Origin of the sequence: Streptomyces kebangsaanensis (assembly GCF_001906585.1) — a bacterium.
Classification (GTDB): Bacteria; Actinomycetota; Actinomycetes; order Streptomycetales; family Streptomycetaceae; genus Streptomyces; species Streptomyces kebangsaanensis.
In genome coordinates, this window is sequence record NZ_JUJA01000156.1 from 81,424 (window position 1) to 92,310 (window position 10,887).

Below are 10,887 nucleotides of genomic sequence, written 5' to 3' on the forward strand. Positions count from 1 at the left end.
GGAGCTCTACGCCCGCCTCGAGTGGCTCGCCGAGCGCAAGGAGCTGCTCACGCTGGTCGCCAAGCAGTTGGAGGACGGCGCGATCGCCGGGATGCTCCGCCTGGCCCCCGACGACCCCGACGGCCTCCTGGACGAGATCGCCGAGAAGCTCCGCGGGGAGGTCGCGCAGCGGGAGGCGGAGCTGGTCGCACTGCTGAGCCAGGAGTGATGTACGTCACTCGTGGTCGTCCGCGTCGCGGAGCCTTCGGGTAGCGTCGGAGCATGCATTTCGGAGCTGGTGTGCCCACGGTCGAGGTCATGGACCTCAAGGACGGCGACTTCCTGCTGGACGTCCGTGAGGACGACGAGTGGCAGGCGGGCCACGCCGGGGGCGCGCTGCACATTCCCCTCAGCGAGTTCGCGGCCCGGTACGGCGAGTTGACCGAGGCGGCGCCCCAGGACGGGCGGGTCCATGTGATCTGCCGTTCCGGCGGGCGGTCGGCCCAGGTCGCGATGTACCTGGTCCAGCAGGGCGTCGACGCGGTGAACGTCGACGGCGGCATGCAGGTGTGGGCGGCCTCGGGCCGGCCCGTCGTGACGGACGAGGGGAAGCCCGGGCACGTGCTGTGACGGCGGGTCCGGCCGGGGCGGCGGAGAGGGCGTCGGCCGTCGGCGACGGAGGTTCACGGTGCCTGCCTTCCCGTGTGCGCACCGCCCCGACGGTGCGTCGGGGCGGTGCGGGGATGTGCCCGCCGGGCGGTTCTGAGTAGCGTTCCGGTGCGGCGCCGGGAAGCGGTGCGCGTGGTGGTACGGCGCCCCGCGCGGCCGGGCGGCCGGAAGACGGACCGGCATCGGAAACGGGGCGGGATGAACGCGTACGGCGAGGACTCGAACGCCCCGCACGGGCGTCACGGGCCGGGTGACGGCCCGGACCCCGCGCCTTCCCCCGGGCCGGCGCGTGGGGGGATCGCCGCGCTCTCGGCGCCTTGTCGGGTCGTGGCCGCCTTGGTGCTCGCCGTGGTCGCGGTGGCCGCCTGCGTGCATCTCGGGATGGTGTTCCTGCATGTCGCGCCGTCGAACACGGTGTCGAAGCAGCACGCACAGGCCATCGACGACTGGATCTACCCGGAGTTCGAGCAGAACTGGAAGCTGTTCGCGCCGAACCCGCTGCAGCAGAACATCGCCGTACAGGTGCGCGCCGAGGTCGGCACGGCGGACGGCGGGACCCGGACCACCGGCTGGTACGACCTGTCCGCCGAGGACGGCCGGGCCATCGAGGGCAACCCGGTGCCCAGTCACACCCAGCAGAACGAGCTGCGCCGTGCCTGGGACCTCTACGGCGCCACGCACGACGGCGACAACCGGCCGGTGGGCCTGCGCGGCGCCCTGGCGGAGCAGTACCTGCGGCGCCTCGTGGTGCTGCGCCTGGACCGTTCCCGCGCGGCCGGTGCGGGCGGCGTCGTCGAGCGCGTCCAGGTCCGCTGCCGTATCACCGACGTGCCCCCGCCCGAGTGGAGCGGGGAGAAGGCGCGGGGCGCGCCCGTGTACCGCCTGCTGCCCTGGTGGACGGTGCCGGCCGACGAGGCCCGGGGAGGCGTGCGGTGAACCGGCTCGCTCCGTCGGTCTCGCGCGGGATCGGCCGGGTCACCGAAGCGGCCCTCGGCCCCCACCAGAGCGCCGTGATACGCATCGGCTTCTCCGTGACCTGGCTGCTGTTCCTGCTGCGCGAGTTCCCCCACCGCCAGGAGCTGTACGGCCCCGACGGCCCGTGGAGCCGGCCCCTCGCCCAGCAGCTGATCTCGGACAACGGCGCCTTCACGGCCCTGATGTGGTTCGGCGGCCGGTTCTGGTTCGAGACCGTCTACGCGCTGGCCGTCCTGGTGAGCCTGCTGCTCGCGCTGGGCTGGCGCACCCGCACGATGTCCGTGCTGTTCATGGTCGGCGTGCTCTCCCTGCAGAACCGCAGCGTCTTCGTGGGCGACGGCGGCGACAACGTGCTGCACCTGATGTCGATCTACCTGGTCTTCACCCGCTGCGGCCAGGTGTGGTCGCTGGACGCGCGGCGGGCGGCCCGGGTGCGGGCGGCACGCGCGCGTGGGGAGCGGATGCCCGACCGGGCCGGTCCCGTCCTGTGGGGCGTGCTCGGGCTGTTCCTGGCCGCGGTCACCGCCGCGGGCAGGCTGGAGGGCGAGTGGTTCGTTCCGGCGCTGCTGTGGACGGTGTGGCTGGGCCAGGCCCTGTGGTGGGCCGTCGGGCGGTGGGCGCGGTCGGCCCAGCCGCGGCTCCTGCTGGACGTCGTCGCCGACGTCGTGCACAACGGCGCCCTGCTCGTGATCATGGCCGAGGCCTGCCTGATCTACGCCACGGCCGGCTGGTACAAGATCCAGGGTTCGCGCTGGCAGGACGGCACCGCCGTGCACTACCCGCTCCACCTGGACTACTTCTCGCCCTGGCCGGCCCTGGCCGGCCTGCTGTCCGCCAGCGGCACGCTGGTGATGATCGTGACCTACGGGACGGTGCTCGTGCAGGTCGCCTTCCCGTTCGCGCTGTTCAACCGGCGGGTGAAGAACGTCCTGCTGGCCGCCATGATGGCCGAGCACGCGGTGATCGCGGTCGTCCTGGGGCTGCCGTTCTTCTCCCTGGCGATGATCGCGACGGACGCGGTGTTCCTGCCGACGTCCTTCCTGCGCCGGCTGGGCCGCTGGGCGTCACGCGCGCGTGCCCGGCTGTCGCGGCGCGGCGGCCGGGCCCCGGTGGTGGACCCGCGCGCGCCGGAGGACACCGAGCCCGCCCACGTAGGCTTCCCGGCATGAACGACCCCGTCGACCCCGTACGTGCCTGGCACCGGCTGGCCGGCATCTGCGTGCTCCTGGACGGTTTCCACGCGCTGAAGCACGCGGTCCGCTTCGGCGCCGAGGTGCCGGTGGCGGTCACCGCCGACCGGCGTGCGGCGCTCGCCCTCGCCGACGAGCTCGCCCCCGACGTGCGGGACACGCTGGACGCGCTGCTGAGCGAGGTGCCGCAAGGGACGTACGCCTCGCTCGTGCCGCGCCCGCATCCCACCGCCGTGGCCGCCCTGGCCGTACGGCCCTCCCGCGAGGCCAATCTGCGGACGCTGGCGCATGCGCCCCGCGGTGCGCCGGTCGTCGTCCTGGACCAGCCGCGCAACCTGGGCAACGCGGGGGCGGTGATCCGCCTGGCCGCCGGTTTCGGGGCCACCGGGGTCGTCACCACCGGCACCCTGGACCCCTGGCACCCGACGGTGGTGCGCGGCGGGGCGGGACTGCACTTCGCGACCGCCGTGGAGCGGCTGGGCGTGGACGAGCTCCCGCGCGGGCCGCTGTTCGCGCTCGACCCGGAGGGCGAGGACATCCGCGGGGTGAAACTGCCCGACGACGCCGTGCTCGCCTTCGGCTCCGAGCGCAGCGGCCTGTCCGCCGCCCTCCGCGCGCGCACCGATCACCTGCTGGCACTGCCGATGCGCCCCCAGGTCTCCAGCTACAACCTCGCCACCAGCGTGGCGATGACGCTGTACCACTGGAGCGCCACCGGGGGCGCACCCGCGTCCTGACAGGACCTACGCCTCCCGGCGGACCTCCACCACCCGGAAGCGGTTGGCCACGAAGGCGCCGTCGCACAGGGCCGCGTTGGCCGCCGGGTTGCCGCCCGAGCCGTGGAAGTCGGAGAAGGCGGCGGTCTGGTTGACGTACACCCCGCCGGTGAGGTTGAGCGACAGCTGGGCGGCCTCCTCCAGGCACACCTCCCGCACCGCCTGCTCGACCTCCTCGTCGGTCGTGTACGCGCCGACCGTCATCGCGCCCTTCTCGCGGACGGTGCGGCCCAGCAGCTCCACCGCGTCGGCGGCCGAGTCGACGGCGACGGCGAAGGAGACCGGGCCGAAGCACTCGCTCATGTAGGCGGCCTCGGCGTCCGGCTTGGTGCCGTCCAGCTTCACGATCACCGGCGTACGGACCACCGCGCCCGGGAAGTCGGGGTTCGTCACCTCGCGGGAGGCGAGGGCGACCTCTCCGAGGGAGGCCGCGGCCTCCAGGCGGGCCTTGACGTCCGGGTTGACGATCGCGCCGAGCAGCGCGTTGGCGCGCGCGTCGTCGCCGAGCAGGCCGTCCACCGCCTTGGCGAGGTCGGCGGCCACCTCGTCGAAGGACTTGGGGCCGGCGTCGGTGCGGATGCCGTCGCGGGGGATCAGCAGGTTCTGCGGGGTGGTGCACATCTGGCCGCTGTAGAGGGACAGCGAGAAGGCCAGGTTGGCGAGCATCCCCTTGTAGTCGTCGGTGGACTCCACGATCACCGTGTTGACGCCGGCCTTCTCCGTGTAGACCTGCGCCTGGCGGGCGTTGGCCTCCAGCCAGTCGCCGAAGGCCGTCGAGCCCGTGTAGTCGATGATGCGGATCTCGGGGCGGGTGGCCAGGGTCTTGGCGATGCCCTCGCCGGGCCGTTCGGCGGCCAGGGCCACCAGGTCGGGGTCGAAGCCGGCCTCGGTGAGCACCTCGCGGGCGACCTGGACCGTCAGCGCGAGCGGCAGCACCGCGCGCGGGTGGGGCTTGACCAGGACCGCGTTGCCGGTGGCGAGGGAGGCGAACAGGCCCGGGTAGCCGTTCCACGTCGGGAAGGTGTTGCAGCCGATGACCAGGGCGATGCCCCTGGGGACCGGGGTGAACTGCTTGGTGAGGGCGAGCGGGTCGCGCTTGCCCTGCGGCTTGGTCCACTCGGCGGTGTCGGGGGTGCGGACCTGCTCCGCGTACGCGTACGCCACCGCCTCCAGACCGCGGTCCTGGGCGTGCGGGCCGCCGGCCTGGAACGCCATCAGGAAGGCCTGGCCGGAGGTGTGCATGACCGCGTGCGCGAACTCGTGCGTCCGGTCGCTGATCCGCTTGAGGATCTCCAGGCACACCACGGCGCGCGCCTCCGCGCCCGCGTCCCGCCACGCCCGCTGCCCGGCCTTCATGGCGGGCAGCAGCACGTCGATGTCCGCGTGCGGGTAGCTCACCTCCAGCTCGGTGCCGTACGGGGAGACCTCGCCGCCCACCCAGTCGTCGGTGCCGGGCTGGCCGAGGTCGAGGCGGGTGCCCAGCAGGGCGTCGAAGGCGGCCTTGCCGGCGGCCGCGTCCAGGCTGCCGTTGTCCCCGTAGGCCTTGGGGTGCTCGGGGTGGGGGGACCAGTACGCGCGTGTGCGGATCGCCTCCAGCGCCTGGTCCAGGGTGGGCCGATGCCTGGCGATCAGCTCGTGCGTGGTCAGTTCGGCGGCCATGCGGGACCAACTCCTCGTCTCGAGAGCTCCTCGTCGAGCTCATGACCCGGGCACAACCCCGGTCACAAGCATGGGCAGGAACAGGCGGTCAGAGTTAGAGTAACCGAACGATCGGTCGGTACAAGGGGGTCCGCCGCATCTGTGGACAACGTCGTGCGGGAGGATCGCGCACATGACAGCACTCGACCTCAGCAGCCCCGTGGCCGTCGTCGGCACCGGCACCATGGGCCAGGGCATAGCCCAGGTCGCGCTGGTCGCGGGCCATCCCGTACGTCTGTACGACGCCGTACCCGGGCGGGCCGGGGAGGCGGCCGCCGCGATCGGTGCCCGGCTGGACCGGCTCGTCGAGAAGGACCGGCTCACCGGCGCCGACCGGGACGCGGCCCGCGCCCGGCTGCAGCCCGCCGACGACCTCGCCGAGCTCGCCGACTGCTCCCTGGTCGTCGAGGCCGTCCTGGAGCGCCTGGACGTCAAACAGGAGTTGTTCCGTGAGCTGGAGGGCGTCGTCGGCGACGACTGCCTGCTCGCCACCAACACCTCCTCCCTGTCGGTGACCGCCGTCGGCGGCGCGCTGCGCGCCCCGGGCCGCTTCGTGGGCCTGCACTTCTTCAACCCGGCCCCGCTGATGCCGCTGGTGGAGGTGGTCTCCGGGTTCGCCACCGACGTCACGTCGGCCACGCGCGTGTACGAGACGGCCCGCGCCTGGGGCAAGACCCCCGTCGCCTGCGCCGACACCCCCGGCTTCATCGTCAACCGCATCGCGCGCCCCTTCTACGCCGAGGCCTTCGCCGTGCTGGAGTCCCAGGGCGCCGACCCGGCCACCATCGACGCGGTGCTGCGCGAGTCGGGCGGCTTCCGGATGGGCGCCTTCGAACTGACCGACCTGATCGGGCAGGACGTCAACGAGTCCGTCACGCACTCGGTGTGGCAGTCCTTCTTCCAGGACGTCCGCTTCACGCCCTCGCTCGCCCAGCGGCGCCTGGTGGAGTCCGGACGGCTGGGACGCAAGAGCGGGCACGGCTGGTACGACTACGGCGAGGGCGCCGAGCGCCCCGAGCCGCACACCGCCGAGCAGGAGCGGCCGCCCGCGTACGTCGTCGCCGAGGGCGACCTCGGCCCGGCCTCCGAGCTGCTCGCGCTGATCCGCGAGGCGGGCGTCCCCGTCCGCGAGGAGGACGAGGACAACGGCACCCGCCTGGTGCTGCCGGGCGGCGGCCAGCTGGTCCTCGCCGACGGGCAGACCTCCGTGGAGTTCCACGACGTCGTCTACTTCGACCTGGCGCTCGACTACCGCCGCGCCACCCGGATCGCCCTGTCCGCCTCCAAGGACACCGCCCCGCGGACCCTGGCGGAGGCCATCGGCCTGTTCCAGGCGCTCGGCAAGAAGGTCAGCGTCATCGGCGACGTGCCCGGCATGATCGTGGCCCGCACGGTCGCCAGGATCGTCGACCTGGCGCACGACGCCGTCGCCAAGGGCGTGGCCACCGAGGAGGACGTCGACACCGCCATGCGGCTGGGCGTCAACTACCCGCTCGGTCCCTTCGAGTGGAGCCGCCGGCTCGGCCGGACCTGGGCCTACGGCCTCCTGGACGACCTGCACCTGCGCGACCCGTCCGGCCGCTACGCACCGTCGCTCGCGCTGTACCGCCACACGTACGCCACCGACAAGCGGGAGGGCACCCCATGACCACCGCCAGGCGCGACACGTACACCCCCGAGACGCTGCTGTCCGTCGCCGTGCGGGTCTTCAACGAGCGCGGCTACGACGGCACTTCCATGGAGCACCTGTCCAGGGCGGCCGGCATCTCCAAGTCGTCCATCTACCACCACGTCGCCGGCAAGGAGGAGTTGCTGCGCCGGGCGGTCAGCCGGGCGCTGGACGAGCTCTTCGGGATCCTCGACGAGGAGCACGCGCGCGTGGGGCGTGCCGCCGGGCGCCTGGAGTACGTGGTGCGGCGCATGGTCGAGGTGCTGATAGCCGAGCTGCCGTACGTGACGCTGCTGCTGCGGGTGCGCGGCAACACCGCCACCGAGCGCTGGGCGCTGGAGCGGCGCCGCGAGTTCGACCACCGGGTGGCCGAGCTGCTCAGGGCGGCGGCCGCGGAGGGGGACGTGCGCGCCGACGTGGAGGTGCGCCTGGCGACCCGGCTCGTCTTCGGGATGATCAACTCGATCGTGGAGTGGTACCGGCCCGACGGGCGCGGCATGGGGGAGCGCGAGGTGGCCGACGCGGTGGCACGGCTGGTGTTCTCGGGGCTGCGCGAGGGCGGGCCGCGCGAGGACTGAGCTCAGCCCTGCGGCTCCAGGTCCTCCTCCTCGAACACCAGCAGCGTGCGGGTGCTGAGCACCTCGGGGATCGCCTGGAGCCGGGTGAGCACCAGCTCGCGCAGCGCCCGGTTGTCCGGGGTGTGCACCAGCAGCAGGACGTCGAAGTCGCCGCCCACCAGCGCGATGTGGGAGGCGCCGGGCAGCTGTCTGAGCTGCTCGCGCACCGTGCGCCAGGTGTTCTGCACGATCTTCAGCGTGATGTACGCGGACGTGCCCTGCCCCGCGCGTTCGTGGTCGACGCGGGCGCCGAAGCCGCGGATGACGCCGTCCTCGACGAGCCGGTTGATCCGGGCGTAGGCGTTGGCGCGCGAGACGTGGACCCGTTCGGCGACCGACCGTATCGAGGCGCGGCCGTCCGTCTGCAGCATCCGCAGGATGTCCTGGTCGATGGCGTCCAGCGGGCGCGGTGGCGGGACGGCGCCGTCCGGGTTCTCGGCCATTTGTTCAGATGCCATGTCCCCCCGCCTCTTCGCCGTGGACGTACTGCGCCCATCCCATGCTGTGGAGAACCGTTTGTCCACAGCCTGGGCCCGCCTGTAGCCAAAATGTGCCGGCGACCGAACAATCGGTAGGTGAGGCGGGTCACAACCGACACGCCTCCCGTAGCCGCTCCCACGAGGAGGTGCCCGTCATGACGGTCATGGAGCAGCGGGGTGCGTACCGGCCATCGCCGCCGCCCGCCTGGCAGCCCCGTACCGACCCCGCGCCGCTGCTGCCCGACGCGGAGCCGTACCGCGTCCTGGGGACGGAGGCGGTCGCGAAGGCCGATCCGGAGCTGCTGCGCCGTCTGTACGCGCAGCTGGTGCTCGGCCGCCGCTACAACATCCAGGCCACCGCGCTCACCAAGCAGGGCCGGCTCGCCGTCTACCCCTCCAGCACCGGCCAGGAGGCCTGCGAGGTCGCCGCCGCGCTCTGTCTCCAGGAGCGCGACTGGCTCTTCCCCAGCTACCGCGACACGCTCGCCGTCGTGGCACGCGGCGTGGACCCCGTCGAGGCCCTGACGCTGCTGCGCGGCGACTGGCACACCGGCTACGACCCCCACGAGCACCGTGTCGCCCCGCTGTCCACCCCGCTCGCCACCCAGCTCCCGCACGCCGTCGGTCTCGCCCACGCCGCCCGCCTCAAGGGCGACGACGTGGTGGCGCTGGCCATGGTCGGCGACGGCGGCACCAGCGAGGGCGACTTCCACGAGGCGCTGAACTTCGCCGCCGTCTGGCAGGCGCCCGTCGTCTTCCTGGTGCAGAACAACGGCTTCGCGATCTCCGTCCCGCTGGCCAAGCAGACCGCGGCACCGTCCCTGGCCCACAAGGCCGTCGGGTACGGCATGCCGGGCCGCCTGGTCGACGGCAACGACGCCGCCGCCGTGCACGAGGTGCTCAGCGACGCCGTACGGCACGCGCGCGAGGGAGGCGGCCCGACCCTCGTCGAGGCGGTGACCTACCGCATCGACGCCCACACCAACGCCGACGACGCCACCCGCTACCGCGGCGACGCCGAGATCGAGGCCTGGCGCGCGCACGACCCGGTACAGATCCTCGAACGGGATCTGACCGAGCGCGGCCTGCTCGACGAGGGCGGCATCGCGACCGCCCGCGAGGACGCCGAGGCGATGGCTGCGCGGCTGCGCGAGCGCATGAACCAGGACGCGCCGCTCGACCCCATGGACCTGTTCGCACACGTGTACGCCGAGCCGACCCCGCAGCTGCGCGAGCAGCAGGCCCAGCTGCGCGCCGAGCTCCAGGCCGAGGCCGAGGAGGGTGTGGCCCGATGACCACCGTCGCGCTCAAGCCGGCCACCATGGCCCAGGCCCTCACGCGCGCGCTGCGCGACGCGATGGCCGACGACCCCGCCGTGCACGTCCTGGGCGAGGACGTCGGCACCCTCGGCGGCGTCTTCCGCATCACCGACGGCCTCGCCGAGGAGTTCGGCGACGACCGCTGCACGGACACCCCGCTGGCCGAGGCCGGCATTCTCGGCACCGCCGTCGGCATGGCCATGTACGGCCTGCGCCCGGTCGTCGAGATGCAGTTCGACGCCTTCGCCTACCCGGCGTTCGAGCAGCTCGCCAGCCATGTCGCGAAGATGCGCAACCGCACGCGCGGAAAGATGCCCCTGCCGATCACCATCCGCGTCCCCTACGGCGGCGGCATCGGCGGCGTCGAGCACCACAGCGACTCCTCCGAGGCGTACTACATGGCGACTCCGGGGCTCCATGTCGTCACGCCCGCGACCGTCGCCGACGCCTACGGGCTGCTGCGCGCCGCCATAGCCTCCGACGACCCGGTCGTCTTCCTCGAACCCAAGCGGCTGTACTGGTCGAAGGACTCCTGGAACCCCGACGACCCGCGGACCGTCGAACCCCTGGGCCGCGCGGTGGTGCGGCGCACCGGCACGAGCGCCACGCTCATCACGTACGGCCCGTCGGTGTCCGTCTGCCTCGAAGCCGCCGAGGCGGCCCGGGCCGAGGGCTGGGACCTGGAAGTCGTCGACCTGCGCTCGCTGGTGCCGTTCGACGACGAGACGGTGTGCGCGTCGGTGCGGCGGACCGGGCGCGCGGTCGTCGTGCACGAGGCGGGCTCCTTCGGCGGCCCGGGCGGTGAGATCGCCGCCCGTGTCACGGAGCGCTGCTTCCACCACCTGGAGGCGCCTGTGCTGCGCGTGGCCGGGTTCGACATCCCCTACCCGCCGCCGATGCTGGAGCGGCACCACCTGCCCGGTGTCGACCGGATCCTGGACGCCGTGGCGCGTCTGCAGTGGGAGGCCGAGAGCCGATGACACAGGTGCTGGAGTTCAAGCTCCCCGACCTCGGGGAGGGGCTCACCGAGGCGGAGATCGTCCGCTGGCTGGTCGAGGTGGGCGACGTGGTCGTCGTCGACCAGCCGGTCGTCGAGGTCGAGACGGCCAAGGCGATGGTGGAGGTGCCCTGCCCCTACGGCGGCGTGGTCACGGCCCGCTTCGGCGAGGAGGGCACGGAACTGCCCGTGGGGGCGCCCCTGTTGACGGTGGCGGTCGGGGAACCGGCCGCCGGTGGCGAGACCGAGGGCTCCGGCAACGTCCTGGTCGGCTACGGCACGGGAGCGCCTCCGGCGCGCCGTCGCCGGGTGCGCCCGGCACCGATGGCGCCGTCGGCGCGCGGGGCGGCGACGGGTGCGCCGTCGGCACCAGCCGCGGCGGAGGCGGCACCGGCCGTCGACGGAGCGCCGCGCGCGGCGGCCGCCCCGGCGGTGAGGGCCCGCCCGGCCGCGAGGACTCTTCCGGCCGCGGCGGCCGAGGGGCCCGTTCCCGTGATCTCGCCGCTGGTGCGCCGGCTC

General features: G+C 73.3%; 11 protein-coding genes and 1 pseudogene. 10 read left to right on the plus strand and 2 right to left on the minus strand.

The genetic code is table 11. The features are described from left to right. From RH94_RS44695 to RH94_RS26670, 5 genes and pseudogenes are all read left to right on the plus strand, one after another. Window positions 1–208: pseudogene (locus RH94_RS44695) on the plus strand (hypothetical protein); the annotation flags it as partial. Between the two features lie 71 nt (window positions 209–279). Next, on the plus strand, window positions 280–609 hold the full coding sequence (locus RH94_RS26655; protein WP_073950673.1) for a rhodanese-like domain-containing protein: 330 nt from the start codon (window positions 280–282) through the stop codon (window positions 607–609). A 366-nt stretch (window positions 610–975) separates the two neighbouring features. Continuing rightward, window positions 976–1,584: a DUF5819 family protein gene (locus tag RH94_RS26660; protein ID WP_407697360.1), complete on the plus strand. Its 609-nt coding sequence runs from the start codon at window positions 976–978 to the stop codon at window positions 1,582–1,584. After that, window positions 1,581–2,792, plus strand: coding sequence for an HTTM domain-containing protein (locus tag RH94_RS26665; RefSeq protein WP_073950677.1), 1,212 nt, complete (start codon window positions 1,581–1,583; stop codon window positions 2,790–2,792). The genes RH94_RS26660 and RH94_RS26665 overlap by 4 nt, the downstream gene beginning before the upstream one ends. Then, window positions 2,789–3,550, plus strand: coding sequence for a TrmH family RNA methyltransferase (locus RH94_RS26670; RefSeq protein ID WP_073950679.1), 762 nt, complete (start codon window positions 2,789–2,791; stop codon window positions 3,548–3,550). The genes RH94_RS26665 and RH94_RS26670 overlap by 4 nt, the downstream gene beginning before the upstream one ends. Window positions 3,551–3,556: 6 nt before the next feature. Here RH94_RS26670 and paaN read toward each other — a convergent pair whose 3' ends face one another. Then, the gene (gene paaN / locus RH94_RS26675; protein ID WP_073950681.1) at window positions 3,557–5,248 is read right to left on the minus strand and encodes a phenylacetic acid degradation protein PaaN; all 1,692 of its coding nucleotides are present in this window, start codon (window positions 5,246–5,248) and stop codon (window positions 3,557–3,559) included. A 172-nt stretch (window positions 5,249–5,420) separates the two neighbouring features. On the opposite strand from paaN, the gene RH94_RS26680 reads away from it, so the two are divergent. Both RH94_RS26680 and RH94_RS26685 read left to right on the plus strand, forming a co-directional pair. After that, window positions 5,421–6,935: a 3-hydroxyacyl-CoA dehydrogenase gene (locus RH94_RS26680; RefSeq protein WP_073950683.1), complete on the plus strand. Its 1,515-nt coding sequence runs from the start codon at window positions 5,421–5,423 to the stop codon at window positions 6,933–6,935. Beyond that, complete coding sequence (locus RH94_RS26685; protein ID WP_073950685.1) at window positions 6,932–7,534, plus strand: TetR/AcrR family transcriptional regulator; 603 nt, start codon at window positions 6,932–6,934, stop codon at window positions 7,532–7,534. The genes RH94_RS26680 and RH94_RS26685 overlap by 4 nt, the downstream gene beginning before the upstream one ends. A gap of 2 nt (window positions 7,535–7,536) precedes the next feature. Here RH94_RS26685 and RH94_RS26690 read toward each other — a convergent pair whose 3' ends face one another. Then, a complete protein-coding gene (locus tag RH94_RS26690) occupies window positions 7,537–8,016 on the minus strand; it encodes an Lrp/AsnC family transcriptional regulator (protein ID WP_073950687.1) in 480 nt (159 codons plus the stop codon). Window positions 8,017–8,207: 191 nt separating this feature from the next. Between RH94_RS26690 and pdhA the strand changes: the two genes are divergently transcribed. The 3 genes from pdhA to RH94_RS44700 all read left to right on the plus strand — a co-directional run. Further along, window positions 8,208–9,347, plus strand: a complete 1,140-nt coding sequence (gene pdhA / locus RH94_RS26695) for a pyruvate dehydrogenase (acetyl-transferring) E1 component subunit alpha (protein WP_073950689.1) — start codon at window positions 8,208–8,210, stop codon at window positions 9,345–9,347. Beyond that, window positions 9,344–10,351 carry an alpha-ketoacid dehydrogenase subunit beta gene (locus tag RH94_RS26700; protein ID WP_073950691.1) on the plus strand — a complete coding sequence of 336 codons (1,008 nt, stop codon included), beginning with the start codon at window positions 9,344–9,346 and terminating at the stop codon, window positions 10,349–10,351. The genes pdhA and RH94_RS26700 overlap by 4 nt, the downstream gene beginning before the upstream one ends. After that, window positions 10,348–10,887, plus strand: a 540-nt coding sequence (locus tag RH94_RS44700) for a biotin/lipoyl-containing protein (protein WP_324614316.1), incomplete at its 3' end; no start/stop codon positions are given. The genes RH94_RS26700 and RH94_RS44700, both read left to right, overlap by 4 nt.

Excerpts from the sequence above, each read along its gene's own strand:
- RH94_RS26670 (WP_073950679.1), top strand. The coding sequence starts at position 2,789 with ATGAACGACCCCGTCGACCCCGTACGTGCCTGGCACCGGCTGGCCGGC.
- paaN (WP_073950681.1), bottom strand. The coding sequence starts at position 5,248 with ATGGCCGCCGAACTGACCACGCACGAGCTGATCGCCAGGCATCGGCCC.
- RH94_RS26680 (WP_073950683.1), top strand. The coding sequence starts at position 5,421 with ATGACAGCACTCGACCTCAGCAGCCCCGTGGCCGTCGTCGGCACCGGC.
- RH94_RS26685 (WP_073950685.1), top strand. The coding sequence starts at position 6,932 with ATGACCACCGCCAGGCGCGACACGTACACCCCCGAGACGCTGCTGTCC.
- RH94_RS26690 (WP_073950687.1), bottom strand. The coding sequence starts at position 8,016 with ATGGCCGAGAACCCGGACGGCGCCGTCCCGCCACCGCGCCCGCTGGAC.
- pdhA (WP_073950689.1), top strand. The coding sequence starts at position 8,208 with ATGACGGTCATGGAGCAGCGGGGTGCGTACCGGCCATCGCCGCCGCCC.
- RH94_RS26700 (WP_073950691.1), top strand. The coding sequence starts at position 9,344 with ATGACCACCGTCGCGCTCAAGCCGGCCACCATGGCCCAGGCCCTCACG.